The following is an 18,681-nucleotide window of genomic DNA, read 5'->3' as shown; positions in this document are numbered from 1 at the left end:
ATACAGAAAATGAGAAAACTAATCGCATGGGTTGTTTTGTTGTGTGGCTTTATGCCTGTTCTTTGGGCTGCTGACGGATGTGATCAGCATTTATCCCGGGAGGAGTTCAGGGCAAAACAAAAGGAATTCATTACCGAACAGGCAGGATTGAGTAAAAAGGAGGCAGCCAAGTTCTTTCCCGTCTATTTTGAACTCCAGGATAAGAAGAAGAAGCTGAATGATGAATCGTGGGATTTGATGCGCAAAGGCAAGGATGATAAGACAACGGAAGCTCAATATGCAGAAATCAACGATAAGGTAGCTAACAATCGTATTGCTGCCGATCAGCTTGATAAGACTTATCTGGGTAAGTTCAAAAAGATTCTTTCCAGTAAGAAGATATTTCTCGTGCAGCGTGCGGAAATGCGCTTCCACCGGGAGATGATAAAAGGAATGAATCGTGGCAAGGATAAAGGAAACGATTCGAAGAAGAAATAAAGAAAAACAGAGCGTCTAACTCGTATGAATAGACGCTCTGTTTGAGTAAAATAGAGGCTCTACTCGCACGGAATAGAGCCTCTATTTTTTTATTTAGACAGCATTGATTTTAAGTATTCTATTTCTGCAATCAATAGTGGAATATCCTGTTTGGCATGTGTTATGAACTCCAAATCATCTTTCGATGATGGCATTTAAATCAATATTACTCATGGGTTTTACAGTCCTTTTTTCTTTGCTTCATTCCAAATAGCATCCATCTCTTCAAGAGACATATCCTTCAGGCTTTTTCCTTCCTTGATAGTATGTTCCTCCAAATAATTGAAGCGACGGATAAACTTTTGATTGGTAAGTTCCAAAGCATTATCAGGATTGATCTTGTAGAGACGCGCTGCATTGATAAGGCTAAACATAACGTCGCCGAATTCAGCTTCCGCCTTGTCCTTATCCATATTGGCTACTTCATCCTGAAACTCTCCGATTTCTTCCTTCACTTTATCCCATACTTGTTCACGCTCTTCCCAGTCGAAACCTACATTGCGGGCCTTGTCTTGAATACGATAAGCCTTGATGAGCGAGGGGAGGGCAGCGGGTACACCGCTCAATACACTCTTATTTCCGTCTTTCTCCTTTAGCTTCAACTGTTCCCAATTTTCGGAAACTTGTCCTGCTGTCTCTGCTTTTACCTCTCCGAATACATGCGGGTGACGGAAAATCAGTTTATCACACAGTTTGTCGCAAACATCTTTGATGTCAAAATCTCCTGTTTCCGAGCCTATCTTGGCATAGAAAGCAACGTGCAATAATACGTCGCCCAATTCCTTGCAGATTTCTTTCTTGTCATCCCTCATCAGGGCGTCGCAAAGTTCGTAAGTCTCTTCTATGGTGTTGGGACGCAGACTTTCATTGGTCTGTTTGCGGTCCCAGGGACATTTAACACGCAGTTCGTCGAGAATGTCCAGGAAGCGTCCGAAGGCTTCCATCTGTTCTTGTCTGGTATGTGACATAAATATATCTATTTTTTGTTCTTGATTTTTATTTCTTTTTCCACTCCTGATAGGAAATCAGCAGCCCCACTACTTCCGAATAGTTTTGTCGTCCGCTTTCTATCTTATTCCCTTTCAGATAAAGATCGTATATCCAATCCTGCACAGCACCGACCACAGGGCTATACTTGGCAGCCCAATACGCCTGATTATTCTTAGCTAATTCGATAATTTCCGGTCGGACGCGTTTAAACAGTCGGGTGTATTCTTCTTCCGGGAGTAATCTTTGCGCATTTCCCAATACATGTCCCAATATAGAAAAATATCCGGAAAAACGGATTCCCATCGCTTCTGAACGGGTGCAAATCTGATAAGCATAGAAATTAGCTTCCGCTTCGCTGGTGATACCTAATAAATGGGCTAGTTCGTGAGCATAAGTGGCCGGATAATTAACGGGAAGCAAATCTCCGTTGAGTGTAAACTCGCAGAAGAAAGGCCCCATGCTACCCGTTACCCCTACCATCGAAATGAAGGGAGTGAATAACATTGTTTTTACCCTCGGATGCTCGTGTGGAGGGCGATTTACGCCCAGGCTATCACTTAACTGATGATAGATTCGCACAGTTTCCTCTCGTATCAAATCTTGATTGATACTATTGACAGGAGTATACGAACGGTTCAGTTGAGTAATATAATCATCTACGAATTCTTGGAAAATCTCGGGAGTATAGGCGGTATACGGGATTTCTGTTCGTTGATAGAAATTTTTCTGCGAGTAGTTCAGTCCCCATGCCAGATAGAACCATACATAAATCCATAATAAGTATTCCCCGTCGCGCAATAAGATTTTCTTCCAAGGCAACTTCTTGCGGAGACGGGCATAAAAGGGATAAACAATCACGCCTGTGATGCTAAGGAAAATAAATAAATCCCCTATGGCAAAAGGAAATAAACCGGAAAAAAACGACAGGACGTAGGAGATAAGGGGATAGATTGTTTGAGAATAGATCGTTGCCAGAGCAGGAATCCATTGCGTTAGCCACACCAGGATTAATAATGCTCCTAAGGCTACATATCTTACATTTGGCTTATTTTTCATCATTTGTATAAAATCAGTCAACAAAAATATGCATTTAATAAACGTCGCGCGAAAAAATACCTCTATATTTGCAAAAAATCTGTTAACAGTGACTTTGTGTACCTGCGTAATCAGAGAAAGTTATTCAACATAAACCGGATAAGATGGCTACATCAGAAGAAATAGAAAAGTATTGCAGGAATTGCGTGTCACGTGATTTTGTGAACGGAAAAGGACTCGTTTGTAAACGTACCGGAGAACTTCCCGCTTTTGAAGAAGAATGTGACAGTTTTGAGCAAGATAAGGAACTGGAAAGATTAGCGCCTCCCAAGCCGGAAGACTTTCCGGTATTCATGACAGAAGAGGAAATGCTTGCCGAAGAGAATCTGCCCAAAGGAATATTGTGTGCAGTTGTCGCATGCATCGTTGGTGCGGTGGCATGGGGGCTGATCTCCGTTTCTACAGGTCGTCAGATAGGATTTATGCCCATTGCTATCGGATTCATGGTAGGTTTTGCGATGCGGCAGGGCAAGGGAATACGTCCCATTTTCGGAATTACCGGTGCGGCATTATCTCTGGTTAGTTGCATCTTAGGTGATTTCTTGTCTATTATCGGGTATATCTCCCAAGATTATGAAATGGGCTATTTTCAAGTCCTGGCAGGTGTAGACTATGGAGAGATATTCTCTATTCTGTTGAAAAATGTAATGTCGATGACTGCCCTGTTCTACGGATTCGCTCTTTATGAGGGATATAAATTCTCTTTCCGTGCACAGAAACACCCCGAGGGTGGTAAGATTTGAATTTAAATTATTAATTTTGCACCCGTTATTTTTAGAATATACATTATCATATACATAAAACAATATGGAATTAGCAAGTAAGTACAATCCCGCTGACGTGGAGGGAAAGTGGTACCAGTATTGGCTGGACCACAAATTATTCAGTTCAAAACCCGATGGCCGTGAACCTTACACCATCGTCATCCCGCCCCCGAACGTCACCGGTGTGTTACACATGGGACACATGCTTAATAATACCATCCAGGATATTTTAGTTCGTCGTGCCCGTATGGAAGGCAAGAATGCTTGCTGGGTGCCGGGAACTGACCACGCTTCTATTGCTACCGAAGCTAAAGTTGTAAACAAACTCGCTTCTCAAGGTATCAAGAAAACCGATCTATCTCGTGACGAATTCTTGAAACATGCCTGGGAATGGACAGACGAGCACGGTGGTATTATCCTGAAACAACTCCGTAAACTCGGCGCATCCTGCGATTGGGATCGTACTGCTTTCACTATGGATGAGAAACGTAGTGAAAGTGTAATCAAGGTATTTGTCGATCTGTTCGATAAAGGATTGATCTACCGGGGCGTCCGCATGGTAAACTGGGACCCGAAAGCCTTGACTGCCCTTTCTGACGAAGAAGTAATCTACAAGGAAGAACACGGAAAATTGTATTACCTTCGCTATAAAGTAGAAGGTGATCCGGAAGGTCGCTACGCGGTTGTTGCAACAACCCGTCCTGAAACAATTATGGGTGATACGGCTATGTGTATCAATCCGAACGACCCGAAGAACGAATGGCTGAAAGGAAAGAAAGTGATCGTTCCGCTGGTAAACCGTGTCATTCCTGTGATTGAGGATGATTATGTAGACATCGAATTCGGTACGGGTTGTCTGAAAGTAACCCCGGCCCATGATGTAAACGACTATATGCTGGGTGAAAAATACAACTTGCCTAGTATCGATATTTTCAATGACAACGGTACATTGAGCGAAGCTGCCGGTATGTATATCGGTATGGACCGTTTCGATGTTCGTAAACAAATAGAGAAAGACCTCGAAGCTGCCGGATTGCTCGAAAAAATAGAAGCCTATACTAATAAGGTAGGATATTCGGAACGTACCAACGTTGTGATCGAACCGAAATTGTCTATGCAATGGTTCCTCAAGATGCAACATTTCGCAGATATGGCATTGCCTCCGGTAATGAACGACGATCTGAAATTCTACCCTGCAAAATACAAGAATACCTACCGTCACTGGATGGAAAACATCAAAGACTGGTGTATCAGCCGTCAGTTGTGGTGGGGACATCGTATTCCTGCATACTTCCTGCCGGAAGGTGGCTATGTAGTAGCCGCTACTCCCGAGGAAGCTCTGGCAAAAGCAAAAGAAAAGACGGGTAATGCCGCTCTGACAATGGAAGACCTTCGTCAGGATGAAGATTGCCTGGACACTTGGTTCTCTTCCTGGTTGTGGCCTATCTCTTTGTTCGACGGAATCAACAACCCGGGCAACGAAGAAATCAAATACTACTATCCAACAAGCGACCTTGTGACAGGACCGGACATTATCTTCTTCTGGGTAGCCCGTATGATTATGGCAGGCTACGAATACGAGGGACAGATGCCGTTTAAGAACGTATACTTCACAGGAATCGTTCGTGATAAACAGGGACGTAAGATGTCTAAATCGCTCGGTAACTCTCCCGATCCATTGGAACTGATTGAAAAGTATGGTGCCGACGGTGTACGTATGGGTATGATGCTTTCAGCTCCCGCCGGAAACGACATTCTTTTCGACGACGCCCTTTGCGAACAGGGACGTAACTTCTGCAACAAGATATGGAATGCTTTCCGTCTGATTAAAGGATGGACTAATGGCAAAGGTTCCATTCCGGTTCCACCCGATGCTCATCTGGCTGTTCAATGGTTCGACCAGAGACTGGATGCAGCTGCGGTTGAAGTTGCCGATTTGTTCTCTAAATATCGTTTGAGCGAAGCATTGATGTTGGTTTACAAACTGTTCTGGGATGAGTTCTCTTCTTGGTTGCTGGAAATTGTGAAACCTGCTTATGGACAGCCCATTAATGGCTTTATTTATAGTATGGTGCTTAGTTCTTTCGAACGTCTGCTTGAGTTGCTGCATCCTTTCATGCCGTTTATCACAGAAGAACTGTGGCAACAACTGCGTGAGCGCGAACCGGGTGCAAGTTTGATGGTTACTCTCATGAAGGAGCCTCTTGAGGTAAACGAGAAATTCCTGCAAGAATTTGAATTGGCTAAGGAAATTATCAGCAATGTTCGCAGCATTCGTTTGCAGAAGAATATTGCTTTGAAGGAACAACTCGAATTGCAGGTTGTGGATAGTCATCCGGTAGAAAAAATGAATCCGGTGATTATCAAGATGTGTAACCTTTCTGCTATTAATGTAGTATTCAAAAAAGCAGAAGGTGCTGCTTCTTTCATGGTTGGAACGACAGAATTTGCCGTACCATTGATTGACATGATTGATATAGATGCGGAAATCACTCGTCTGTTGGCCGAACTTAAACATAAGGAAAGCTTCCTGCAAGGCATCGTGAAGAAATTGAGCAACGAGAAATTCGTGAACAATGCTCCGGCAGCCGTCATAGAACTTGAACGCAAGAAACAGGCGGATGCGGAAAGTATCATTCGTTCTTTGAAAGAAAGCCTTACTATCTTGTTGAAGAAATAACTCTTTGATACCTGGTTTTATATAATATAAGGCATCTCAATTAATTTTGAGATGCCTTTTTTTTGCGAAATGGAAATAAATACTACCTTTGCCGTAGCTATTATAGAACATCACAAATGAAACAAGTACTCCGAACCATCTCATTCTTAGGCTTATTCCTTTTTATAGAAGGATTCTTATTATCTGTGTCAGCCCGAACTGAAACAACAAATAAAGAAGTACTGGTTTTGAATTCCATTAATTTTAATCTGCCTTGGGCTAAAAATTTCTATTGGTGTATACACGATGCTCTTCAGAAGCAGGGGATATCTGCCAAAGCGGAATCTCTTTCCGTACCAGCTTTGGCTAATAAGATGGAAGCAGATGCCGTAGTCACCCATTTACGGGAGAAATACCCGGTAGCTCCCGCTGCCATCGTCTTGATTGGAGATCCGGGATGGATTGTTGGCCGTGAACTGTTTGATGACGTATGGAAAGATGTTCCGGTAATAGTGACAAATGCCCGCGACCGCCTGCCTGCTTCTCTCGACGTTTTGCTGTCTCATGCTCCACTAACAGAAACCAATAGCGTTCCCGGTGAAGAATGGAGAAGAGGCTATAATCTGACACTTTTAAAGCAGCATTATTATGTGAAGGAAACAGTGGAACTGATTTATAAACTAATACCGGATATGCAACGTCTGGCATTTATTTCAGACGACAGATATATTAGTGAAGAAACCCGTAGAGATGTAAAGGAAGCCGTCGAAGAGCATTTTCCGGATTTACGTTTGGATCTGCTTTCTACCACTCAATTATCGACAGAAATGTTGCTGGATACCCTGCATAGTTATAAACCTAATACAGGGATTATTTACTATTCCTGGTTTGAGTCTCATAATGAAAATGATAACAACTACCTTTTCGACCACATACAGGAAATTATAACCAATTTTACTCCCTCACCTCTGTTTTTGCTATCTCCCGAAAATTTATCGAACAATACTTTCGCAGGAGGATATTATGTATCGACGGAGTCTTTTTGCGATTCTTTGCTGGAAATCCTGAATCGCATATTGAATGGAGAACAAGCCCGCAATATTCCCGGTGGAGTGGGAGGGGAAGGAAATTCCTATCTTTGTTATCCTGTATTAAAGTCTTATAATATTCCGTCAAGTCGTTATCCCGACGATGCAGTATATATTGATAAACCTCAAACTTTTTTTCAGCAACACTATGTTAAGATTATTGCTAGTTCTGTTTTTCTATTACTTTTGATAGCTGCTATTGTCTATTATATTCGTATTCTTCGGAAAGCGTATAGCCGTTTGAGTGAAGCGGTGGAGAAAGCGGAGCAGGCTAATCAATTGAAATCTGCCTTTCTGGCGAACATGAGCCATGAAATACGTACTCCTTTGAACGCAATCGTGGGCTTTTCAAATATGCTTCCCCATACAGAAGATCCTGTCGAAATGCGCGAGTACGCAGATATCATCGAAACAAATACCGACTTGTTGCTCCAATTAATTAATGATATTCTGGATTTGTCGAAGATTGAAGCCGGAACATTTGATTTCTATCCTTCCTCGATCGATGTTAATCAGACAATGGAGGAAATCGAACAAAGTATGCGGTTACGTTTGAAAAACAGTGATGTTACCCTTGCATTTACCGAACGCTTGCCGGGTTGTCTTTTTTATATTGATAAGAATCGACTGATACAATTGCTTGCCAACTTTGTCAATAACGCTATCAAATTTACTCAAACAGGCACTATCTGTATGGGGTATCGTATGACAGATACCGATACTATTTATTTTTATGTATCAGATACCGGCTGTGGTATGTCAAACGAACAGTGTGAACATGTTTTCGAACGATTCGTAAAATATAACCCATTCATTCAAGGTACCGGCTTAGGACTTTCCATCTGTCGTACGATTGTTGAGCGTCTCGGGGGAAAAATAGGAGTAGATTCAGAAGAAGGTAAAGGATCTACTTTCTGGTTTACACTTCCTTATAGAAAGAGATGAAGTTAGTTAATAGATAAGTTACTGTCTCCTTATTGCAAACTTCCTTTTCCTTACTGCCAAAGTTGTTTTTGTCTAAGAGAAATCTATAAACGGAAGCTTTGTTTTTATAAATGAAACTTGCGTTTATAAAAATGAAGGTTGCATTTATATAATTGGAACTTTCGTTTATAGTTTGTTTCAGGTCAAAGGGAACTTTAGCCTTAGAGGAACGTAAGTTTATCTTTAATACAACTTAAGTTGTCTATTAATACTTTAGCTGACAGGTAATAGCTGCTAAATGAAGTAATATTGGTGGTTACTTATATGTTTCGTCTCTCTAGGGAAATAAGAGAGGTAGTAGTAACGGGAGGTAATCTTTCAAATCCACGCGCAGTTGCTTTAACGCTTGTTGAATACGGTAATCTATTGTTTTGGGCGATACCCCCAGTGTTTCTGCAATCTCCTTGTAACTCATATCCCGGAATCGGTGCATCACAAAAGCTTCCCGATAACTTTCGGGCAGTGCCGCGACAGCATCTTCAATCCGTTTTGCAAGTTCTTCAATCTGATAATAGTCCGTATCTTGCAGCATTTCCTGCATTTCTTCATAAAAGCGGGTATCCGCCCGTTGGGTGGCATCAATATGTGCAAGCTTGTTCAAAGCCCTGCGATACACCATCTTAAAAAGATAAGAATTAAGAGAAGACTCGATAACCAGTGTTTCCCGATTTTCCCAAATCCATAAAAGAGAATCCTCTACAATCTCTTCTGCATCTTCCAACTCGACAAACCGGTGACCATACGCGCACAGCATCGGATAATATCTCCGAAACAGTGTATCGAACGCTTTTTGATCTCCGCGTTGAACGGCTGATAATAGAAAATCATTGTCTGATTGATAAGTTTCTTTCATGTATTAGCTCCATAATTTAACTGCAAATATAGCTTTTTTAGATAGAAACAAAGATTTTTCTAAAAAAAATGGTTTTTAGTTTAGGAGTCTTCCTATTCTCCCTTGTCTTATAGTAAAAGGCAATAAAAAAAGATATGGATAAAACAGATAGAAATACGATAGAAGAACTGCTTCCACGTTATTGTGAAGGGGTGGCAACGGAAGAAGAATGTCTGCAAGTTGAGATGTGGATGAGCGAATCGGACGAAAATCGACGGATGGCAAAACAGATACATGCTCTTTATCTTGTCACGGATACAGTTAATGTTATGAAGAAAGTCGATACGGAGAAAGCATTGTTGAAGGTGAAAAGTAGAATGTCGGGTAACAGCCACAAGGGAACGATGTGGTGGCAATGGGCACAACGTGCGGCAGCAATTTTGTTCATTCCACTTCTCGTTACATTGATGCTCCAATATTGGGGAGGAAACGAACAGGAATTGGCACAAATCATGGAAGTGAAAACAAATCCTGGGATGATGACCTCATTGACCCTGCCCGATGGTACGCTTGTTTATCTGAATTCGGAATCAACACTAAGTTATCCTTCACGTTTCGATAATGATACAAGAAATGTGACTTTACAGGGAGAAGCTTATTTTGAAGTGGCTAAGAATCCGGAAAAGAAATTTATAGTTTCCACTTTCCATCAATCACAAATAGAAGTACTGGGAACTCATTTTAATGTAGAGGCATACGAAAAAGAAGCTCGGATTTCAGCGACATTGGTAGAAGGAAAGATCGGTTTTATTTATAAATCAAATGATGTCTCGAAAAAAGTGTTGATGGATCCGGGACAGAAATTGGTCTATGATTCAAAAGATAATAAGGTTCAGCTTTATGCCACTTCCGGAGAATCGGAGATTGCCTGGAAAGAAGGTAAGATTATATTCAGAAATACTCCTTTGGAAGAAGGCCTGCGAATGTTGGAAAAACGGTATAATGTGGAATTCATTATTAAAAACAATCGTTTGAAAGGAGATTCGTTTACGGGAACATTCACTAATCAGCGTTTGGAACGTATTTTGGAATATTTTCGGCTTTCTTCTCAAATCCGTTGGCGGTATCTTGATTCGCCGGATATGAAGGATGAAAAGAGCAAAATAGAAATATACTGATTGATTAACCTTAAAACAAAAATGCAATGAAAGACAGAGCCCCTTAATTAAAAAACATACGGGATGATATTGGCGTATCTTCCCGTATGGAAATCGGTAAATCTTTTTGATGCTTGTTTGGCGACAAGCTTAGATAAACTTTTTATTAACTTTAAGTCATCACAAATTTATGCAAAATTATTTTAGCATCCAATTTTTATGGGTGGTAAAGTCGCTTTGGCGAGTTTCTAACAAAATCCCATTATCTATGAGACTTTTGATTTTATTCTTGGTATGCTCTATCGGGCTATGTTATGCGTCCGATAGTTATGCACAAAAAACTTTAATCAGTATTGATGTACACAATCAGCGGGTGGAGGATATTTTAAAAGAGATTGAAGAGCAGTCTGATTTTGATTTCTTTTTCAATAACAAACATGTGGATTTGAATCGCCGCGTATCTATATCAGTTGATAGAAGTAATATATTTAGTGTGCTTAAGGAAGTTTTTGCTGGCACTAATGTGCGATATTCAGTGCTAGACAAGAAGATTATACTGTCTGTTGAGGTACAGTCACCGCAACAGGAAAAGAAAATGATTGTATCTGGTATCATATCGGATGTACAGGGAGAGCCGGTAATAGGTGCCAGTATTCAGGAAAAAGGAGTAGTCGGGAAAGGTACAGTTTCCGATTTGGATGGAAAATTTAAGTTGACGGTTGCATCCGATGCCATATTGGTGATTTCATACATTGGCTTTCAGTCTCTTGAAGTAAAGGTGGGAAACCGTACAAACTTGTCAGTGGTATTGAAAGAAGATCATCAGTTGTTGGATGAGGTAGTCGTTATCGGTTATGGAACGATGGAGAAACGTGCAGTGACTAGTTCCATCACTTCCATATCATCCAAAGATTTAGTGACTGGAATGGGAGGCTCCACTATTGCGACAGCTTTAAAGGGTAAAATCTCCGGTATGAATGTTTCCGAGACTTCCAGTCCGAATGCTTCTGCCAGTTTCCAGCTGCGTGGAGTAGCGTCCATCAATGCTTCCTCTTCTCCTTTGATTGTGATAGACGGAATTCCCGGAGGTGATTTACGTTCTATCAGTCAGGAAGATATTCAGTCTATTGATGTTTTGAAAGATGCCTCTGCAGGTGCTATTTACGGAACAAGAGCAGCCGGTGGTGTCATCTTAGTGACTACCAAGAAAGCAAAAGAAGGTCCCATAACCTTATCATATACGGGCGAACTCTCTACCGAGCAAGTTTCCAGGAGACCGCAGGTCCTTGATCGTGATGCTTTCGTTAGGTTCGGAGTAGGAACAGATTTAGGTGCATCCACCGACTGGTACGGTGAACTTTTGAATGAAGGAGCACTCTCCCAACGCCATGTTGTCAACCTCTCGGGCGGCGGCCATACAGCTAAAATATATGCTACTATTATGGCACAGGATCAAAAAGGTATCGCAATTGGTGACAACCGTAAAGACTATTCGGGGCGTATCAATGCAAATTTTAACCTTCTCGATGATTTGCTGGAAATAGGCTTGCACACAGAATACCGGGAAGCACACCGGGATCAGCGGAGCAGTAGTTCCTATTTCGACATGGCATTGAAGATGAATCCGACGGAACATGTATATGACAGCACTAGTGAAACAGGATATAATGTATTGGTTGGTGGTAGTGAATATTACAATCCTTTAGCAGAAGTAATGTTGAAACAGGCAGATAATGTTGATAAATGGCTGAAGGCGGATGCAACGGTAAAGCTCAATTTGCCTGCCGGATTCTCGGCACAAGCCACTCTTGGCTGGGAAGATCGCCAGTATCAGCAGACACATTATACGTCCGCGTTACACAGAACCTCTTTAAATGGAAGTTATAAAGGAAGAGGATTTCATGCATATAGCAAAACAGTCAATGTCTCTTTTGAACCTACCATCAATTTTATGCGTGTTTTTGCAGACGACCATACGGTTAGTGCGGTAGCCGGATATAGTTATTGGGAAAATAACTCTGAAAACTTTAATATGACTAACTACGATTTTCCTGTGGATGGAGTAGGGGCTTGGGATATGGGGACAGGTAGCTGGCTTTCCGACGGAAAGGCGGCAATGTCTTCCCACAAATATCCCCGTGAACGTCTTATTTCATTCTTTGGCCGGGCGAATTATAGCTATAAAGACCGCTATATGCTTACAGGAAGTGTTCGCCACGAGGGCTCGTCAAAATTCGGAAAGAATCATCGTTGGGGAACATTTTGGGCAGTATCAGGCGGATGGCGTATATCCAATGAGGCATTTCTGCGTGACGTCAGTTTTCTCGATGACCTTAAAGTACGCGTTGGTTACGGTGTAACGGGAAATAACAATTTCTCTGCAGGAGCATCCACTGCCATGTATTCTTCCAATTCAATGTGGCCTTATAACGGTACATGGATCACCTCTTATGGACCGGCCCGTAACGTCAATTATGACTTGCACTGGGAAAAGAAAGCAGAGCTTAACATCGGCTTGGATTATGCATTTCTGAATAACCGTCTTTTTGGTAAGTTTGATATCTATAAGAGAAGAGTTTCCGGAATGTTATATAATATCAACGTTCCCAATCCTCCCGCTGTTTATGAAACAACCACCATGAATTACGGTAATCTTGAGAATACCGGATGGGAGTTCGAGATAGGAGGAGTACCTGTCAAAACCAGAAACTTTAATTGGACAACTACTATGCGCCTATCACACTCCTCCTCCAAAATTACCTCTTTGTGGGGCAATAATACCTATCAGGATCGTGTAGGATTTCCGTCACCGGGTACAAACGGATCAGCCGGTAGAATTGAGGCCGGAACAAAAATCGGAAGCTATTACATCTGGAAATATGCCGGTATCACGGACAATGGCAGGTGGCTTCTGTATGATAAGAATGACAATGTAATCCTTAGCGATAAAAAAACGTATGACGATAAACGATATATCGGCAATGCCATTCCTGCATTGATGGTATCATGGGATCATACCTTCACTTACAAAAATCTCTCTTTAGGCATCAACCTGCGTAGCTGGATCGATTTCGATGTGTTCAATACCATAAATATGTACTATGGACTTTCTGAAGTGGCAGGCCAGAATGTTCTTCGCAACGCATACATTGATAACCGGCACATCAAAGAAGTAAAGCAACTTTGCGATTACTGGCTTGAGGACGGTACATTCTTGAAGATTGATGCCATTAGCCTGGGGTATTCTCTTAACATGAAAAAATGGCAAAAGTATATAGATAAGATTGATCTTTACCTGACCGTCCGTAACGTTGCCTGTTTCACAAAATATTCAGGATTGAATCCGGAAGTGAATGTGAACGGTTTGGATCCCGGTTATGAATGGTTTAATAATATTTACCCTGAAACTCGTAGATATACCTTTGGTATGAAAATCCAATTCTAATAGTAAAGTACCTATAAACTAATATAATGATATGAGACGAAATATTCTAATTATAATCTCTTTCCTCACCCTTCTGGTGGCCTCCGGTTGTACTAATCTGGATGAGAAGTGGTATTCCGAAGTAACTCCGGACACTTATTTCACATCTAAGGAAACTGTCTACTCTTTTCTGGTACGCTCTTTCACGCACTGGCGTTGGTTTCACGGATTCGACCGTGCCATTCTTCAGGAATGTACAACAGACGAGATGTGTGTCACACAAAAAGGGATACATTACAATGATGTCCGATACGCCCAGCTGCAACACCATGACTGGACACCACTTCACCCCAACAACGAAGAAACATGGCGTGGAGTAGGTATGGGAGTAGCCATGGCTTTAGCCTGTAAAGAAGACTTAGCTGGTGTAGACTATGTTTCATTAGGTATGACGGAAGAACTGAAGGCAGATCATCAGATGCAGCTCCAGACATTAGTGGCCTATTTCTATTTGAGAGGACTTGATTTCTATGGCGGTATGCCTATTTACCGACGCTCTACCACAGAGGAATCTCCACGTTCCACAGCACGGGAAACCTTTAATTATGTGGAAGAACTCCTGCTTGCCGCCATCCCCAAACTAGAGAAAAAAACAGCAGATATGCTGGAAGAAGGTTACTTACGCCAGGGAACCGCGGCTGCTCTACTTGCTCAATTATACTTTAATGCAGAAGTCTATACAGGAGAGAACCGCTTTGCTGAATGTGCACAAATTTGTCAGGATTTACTAGACGGTAAATACGGCTATTACGAGTTGGAAGAAGACTGGTTCGGTCCTTTCACTTTCGAAAATAACAAGTCGAAAGAAGTGATGTGGTCCGTTCAGTCGCAATATGCAAAAGGAACTCTGTTTCAGTGGCAGTTCGAACGTTATAATCATTATAATGCGAAGAACTATTTCGATCTTAGCGGCTATTCCTCTACGAACGGTATGCATCTCCAACCATCTCTGAAACCCAATGGTGATCCTTATACGGACAAACTCGGACGTCCTTTTGCCAAGTTTCATGCGAAAGACCTTCGTAAGAAATTGTATGTATATAAAGGAAATGGCAAATACGAAGGAATGTTTCTTTACGGAAAATTACAACGTATATCAAGAAGTGGAACAGAGGTGAAATGTACGGGACTGTATGAATACCCGGGTGAGGTTCTTGAATTTGTTGACCAGGTAGCACAATTTAAGAAAGTGAAAGACGGAGAATATTCTTCCGTAAATGAACTTCCTTCCAATATAAGTACCGGAGAAGAGAATTCGGGAATACGTTTGTGCAAACTGCCGGTGCCGGACAATACAGACAAGACACTTGCTTTTAATCCTGACTATCCGGTTCTTCGTTTTGCAGAAATCTATTATATGCTTGCCGAATGTAAATACAGAAGCGGATATAAGAAAGAAGCAGCCAATCTTTTCAACGAAGTGCGTAAACGCAACTTTGAGAATGAAGTAGACCCTGATCCGGTGACTGAAACGAATATTGACAAGTATCGGATTCTCGATGAGTGGATGGTCGAATTTCTTGGCGAGCAGCGTCGTCGTACCGATCTTCGTCGCTGGGGCTTATATACAACAGGCACCTGGTGGGATCACAAAGCTACTAATGACGATCATTATGAACTCTTTCCTATTCCGGAAAAGTCAATTTCCGTCAGCAACGTCTTGAGACAGAATCCGGGATATGGAGGCGGCAATGAAATGACGAAAGAGGAAGCCGGTATATACAGTGTTAAACAAATTGATTAATGGAACATTAAAGAATAAAACAATGAATAGTAAGATATTATTTCTAGGAGCCGTTATGATGCTGCCTACATTCGCTAGTTGCCAACAGGAAAAGCCTTTTCCGGATGATGCTGTAGATAAAGTGTATGAATACCTTCCGGAGTGGCAGGCTGGTTATTTGGACATTCATCAGATTAGCACGGGAAGAGGGAATGCAGCCTATCTTATTTTCCCGGACGGGACTACCATGTTGCTGGATGCAGGAGATTTGGGAGTACACACCGGTACCCAGGAGATTATGAAAGCAGTTCCTAATGACTCTAAACGGCCTGCTGAATGGATTGCCCAATATATAAAACATTTCTCATTGCCGTTGAAAAATAACGGTGCTATTGATTATGCCTTGCTTACTCACTTCGATACAGACCATATCGGACAGAATGGAAAACTGGCAATCGAAAAAGTAGGGCTGGACTACAAACTTACCGGAATAACTCATGTGGGTAATCTTCTGGATATTTCCACATTGATAGATCGTGGCTACCCTACATACGATTATCCGACAGCGGCTAAAGTTACGGGTGCCCATATCTCAAACTATAAATTATATGTTGCCGCTCGTGACCGGGAAGGTAAAAAGAATGAAGGGTTTGTGACAGGAAGTAACACACAAATCAAACTATTAAAAGCTCCGGGTTCCTATCCTACATTCGAAGTACGTAATATTGTGGGTAACGGTAAAATTTGGACAGGCAGCGAAACGACTTCCAAAGAGCTTGTGCCATCTACCGCTTCTTCGAGCGAACAGTTGAACGAGAACCGTTGCAGTTGCGGAATACGTATCACATACGGTAATTTCGATTACTTCTCGGGCGGAGATATCCTTGGAGTGGAAAAAGCGCCGGAATGGTTTGACATAGAAACACCTGTAGCTACATTGCTGGGCGAAACAGATGTGGTAGTGGCCAATCATCATGCATACTCTGACGCTATGTGTGATACCTACATTTCCCAAGTGAAAGCGCAAGCCTACGTGATTCCCGTGTGGGATTACTATCATCCTCAACCGGCTCCGCTAAGCCGGATGCTGTCTCAAAGCCTTTATGCCGGTGAACGGTCGGTTTTTGCCGCCGGTATGGTAGACAGTAACAGGAGCAGGCTGGGTGAAGACGGTTTGAAGATAAAACCCGCCGGACATGTTGTTACACGTGTTTATCCGGGAGGAGAGAAGTTTCAGATCTTTGTGTTGAATGATCGAAATGAAGCTTATGAGATACTATATAAAACAGGTGAAATTAAATCTAATAATTGATGAATATGAAAATTAAAGATTCAATAGCCTGGGCAGCTTTTGGGGCTGTGATGGCAATTATCATGTTTCCGTCATGCTCTGACGAAAATGAAGCCGGCATATTGGAAATAACAAATAATGAGATTATTCTTCAGGCTGAAGGTGCTCCGGTTCAGGTTGAAGTGAAATCCAATACCGAGTGGCGCATAGACTTTGCAGAATCAACCTGGTTTTCTACAGATATACGTGGAGCCCAGTCATCAAGAACTTATTTCACGGTGACTTATGATGAAAATATCAGTGATTCTGAACGTTTCTGTGATATTCGTGTGTTTACAAAAGATGGGAAGACTTCGGATGTAATCAAGATAAAACAACTATCCCGTTATCCATTTATAGTTCCTGCCAGTGATAATATGGAACTCTTTACCAAAGGAGGCGAATATAATATGGATATTTCGACCAATGTGCCTGAAACGGATATTGTGATTACGCCGACAGTGGAATGGGTGAAAGAGTATCGGATAAGTGACGGAAAACTTTATTTCAATACGGAAACAAATTCTCAATCACCCCGCACAGGAAGTATCGTATTGAGTTATGACGATCAATACCAACGTAAAGCCACGACTACAATCAACCTGTCGCAAGCATATTCTGAATATGCGAATGCAGAACTTGTCAGCTATCCAACCGTTTATGGTTATCCTGTCGGTGGAATTACTAACAATGTATATATTGAAGGAACGATCGTTGCCACTGGTACATCGAAAAACTTCCCGAACAATCGTTATGTCATTCAGAATGAGACCGGGGAGACAGTGGTATTTGAATCAGAGTCTCTGATTACATTTGCGCAATTTGCCAAAGTCTCATTGTGTTTGAAAGATGGAACGATAAAGGAAGAATCAGAGGGCAGCTTTACCTACAGACTGATTAGCGGTATCACTGCCGCCCATGTAATCAGTTCGGAACTTTCCACCTTCACGATTCCTGAAAAAACAATCGCAGAACTAACGGATAATATGGTATTCAGCCTTGTGACCTTAAAAGATGTCGAGATTGCCTCTCCGGTAGGCGCATTTACTAATTTCAAGACTACCGATCCGGGAGCTGCCGACCGTAAGGCGAATAAAAATTATTGGGTGGAGAAATTCCCGGCATACTACAGATACTATCCAACCTGCATCAGAGATAAAAACGGCTCTAATACATATATGCTTACTTCGCTCGATGCTCCTTATGCGCATGAGACACTTCCTAAAGGTTCAGGAACCATCACCGGAATCGTAGCGAAAGTCAAGCTTACCAATTTTGACATCTCCGAAAGCCGGTTGTGTATTCTTCCGCTTCATAGAGAGGACATCAATATCGGTGATATGAACGAGATCACTTCGGTGCTCGTGGAGTGGGATTGTAATGTGCCCGATTGGAAAGAAATAGGTGCTTCTACATTTACGGAGTATCATCCGACAGGCGGAGAAGCATCGCAGTCAAATGCTATTCTTAATAAAGACGGGAATAAGCATTTCCAGCAAACCTATGCAGATTACATATTAGGTTTCCAGGATGATTTTCGGGGAGATATGAATCTTAATACCACAGATGGATATTATGGGCGTATGCGAGGAGGAGCCTTCAATAGTAGGCCATGGTCTACAAGTTCATATTTCTATGTAGATAAAATATCGACAGTAGGGATTTCTACCTCACTTTCTCTTCAGGTTGAAATGAATTCAAGTTGGGGAGGTGGGCCTGTGGCCGTGGTTGAATATGCTTATTCGATGAGTGGTGAATGGGTGAAAGTAGATAATTCTGAATTCACAATCTTGGGACAGTTTGACAGAACGGCTGCAGGAGGGCAGACAGAGAAAAATATTCCGGGTTATAAGGTCTATGATTTTAAACTGCCGGATGCTTTATTGAACCGCGATAATATCTGTATCAGATTGCGACCTGTTCGACTTCCGTCCGGCGTATCAAGCTTCATGCCGCTTCGACTTGCTAATATCTCAATCAAATATAATAAATAATCAATAGGGAAGTATCTATAAAAATAATCGGAAGCAACAGGAAATACCCTGCTTGCTTCCGATTC

General features: G+C 41.8%; 12 protein-coding genes. 9 read left to right on the top strand and 3 right to left on the bottom strand.

The window, feature by feature from the left end:
• Positions 1 to 9 precede the first annotated feature (9 nt).
• The gene (locus DW173_RS02850) at positions 10 to 477 is read left to right on the top strand and encodes a hypothetical protein (protein ID WP_049703292.1); all 468 of its coding nucleotides are present in this window, start codon (positions 10 to 12) and stop codon (positions 475 to 477) included.
• A 218-nt stretch (positions 478 to 695) separates the two neighbouring features.
• Here DW173_RS02850 and mazG read toward each other — a convergent pair whose 3' ends face one another.
• Both mazG and DW173_RS02840 read right to left on the bottom strand, forming a co-directional pair.
• The gene (gene mazG, locus DW173_RS02845) at positions 696 to 1,484 is read right to left on the bottom strand and encodes a nucleoside triphosphate pyrophosphohydrolase (protein WP_008020955.1); all 789 of its coding nucleotides are present in this window, start codon (positions 1,482 to 1,484) and stop codon (positions 696 to 698) included.
• A 28-nt stretch (positions 1,485 to 1,512) separates the two neighbouring features.
• Positions 1,513 to 2,565 carry a DUF3810 domain-containing protein gene (locus DW173_RS02840; RefSeq protein WP_032811710.1) on the bottom strand — a complete coding sequence of 351 codons (1,053 nt, stop codon included), beginning with the start codon at positions 2,563 to 2,565 and terminating at the stop codon, positions 1,513 to 1,515.
• Between the two features lie 140 nt (positions 2,566 to 2,705).
• Between DW173_RS02840 and DW173_RS02835 the strand changes: the two genes are divergently transcribed.
• From DW173_RS02835 to DW173_RS02825, 3 genes are all read left to right on the top strand, one after another.
• A complete protein-coding gene (locus tag DW173_RS02835; RefSeq protein ID WP_004315854.1) occupies positions 2,706 to 3,344 on the top strand; it encodes a hypothetical protein in 639 nt (212 codons plus the stop codon).
• A gap of 64 nt (positions 3,345 to 3,408) precedes the next feature.
• Complete coding sequence (locus DW173_RS02830) at positions 3,409 to 6,045, top strand: valine--tRNA ligase (protein ID WP_120143678.1); 2,637 nt, start codon at positions 3,409 to 3,411, stop codon at positions 6,043 to 6,045.
• Between the two features lie 116 nt (positions 6,046 to 6,161).
• Positions 6,162 to 8,057 (top strand): ATP-binding protein, encoded by a 1,896-nt coding sequence (locus tag DW173_RS02825; RefSeq protein ID WP_120143676.1) that lies wholly within the window; start codon positions 6,162 to 6,164, stop codon positions 8,055 to 8,057.
• 316 nt (positions 8,058 to 8,373) lie between these two features.
• On the opposite strand, the gene DW173_RS02815 is transcribed toward DW173_RS02825, so the two are convergent.
• Positions 8,374 to 8,949, bottom strand: coding sequence for an RNA polymerase sigma-70 factor (locus tag DW173_RS02815; protein WP_120143674.1), 576 nt, complete (start codon positions 8,947 to 8,949; stop codon positions 8,374 to 8,376).
• Positions 8,950 to 9,083: 134 nt separating this feature from the next.
• On the opposite strand from DW173_RS02815, the gene DW173_RS02810 reads away from it, so the two are divergent.
• From DW173_RS02810 to DW173_RS02790, 5 genes are all read left to right on the top strand, one after another.
• On the top strand, positions 9,084 to 10,106 hold the full coding sequence (locus tag DW173_RS02810; RefSeq protein WP_120143672.1) for a FecR family protein: 1,023 nt from the start codon (positions 9,084 to 9,086) through the stop codon (positions 10,104 to 10,106).
• A 247-nt stretch (positions 10,107 to 10,353) separates the two neighbouring features.
• Positions 10,354 to 13,530, top strand: a complete 3,177-nt coding sequence (locus DW173_RS02805) for a SusC/RagA family TonB-linked outer membrane protein (protein WP_120143670.1) — start codon at positions 10,354 to 10,356, stop codon at positions 13,528 to 13,530.
• 31 nt (positions 13,531 to 13,561) lie between these two features.
• Positions 13,562 to 15,313, top strand: coding sequence for a RagB/SusD family nutrient uptake outer membrane protein (locus DW173_RS02800; RefSeq protein WP_120143668.1), 1,752 nt, complete (start codon positions 13,562 to 13,564; stop codon positions 15,311 to 15,313).
• A gap of 22 nt (positions 15,314 to 15,335) precedes the next feature.
• Positions 15,336 to 16,604 (top strand): hypothetical protein, encoded by a 1,269-nt coding sequence (locus DW173_RS02795; RefSeq protein WP_120143754.1) that lies wholly within the window; start codon positions 15,336 to 15,338, stop codon positions 16,602 to 16,604.
• Positions 16,604 to 18,616 carry a DUF5689 domain-containing protein gene (locus DW173_RS02790; protein WP_087322136.1) on the top strand — a complete coding sequence of 671 codons (2,013 nt, stop codon included), beginning with the start codon at positions 16,604 to 16,606 and terminating at the stop codon, positions 18,614 to 18,616. The genes DW173_RS02795 and DW173_RS02790 overlap by 1 nt, the downstream gene beginning before the upstream one ends.
• The last annotated feature ends 65 nt before the right edge of the window (positions 18,617 to 18,681 follow it).

The sequence above is a fragment of the Bacteroides sp. AM16-13 genome (assembly GCF_003602705.1).
GTDB lineage: Bacteria > Bacteroidota > Bacteroidia > Bacteroidales > Bacteroidaceae > Bacteroides > Bacteroides xylanisolvens.
This window is presented reverse-complemented; position numbering and strand designations above follow the sequence as displayed.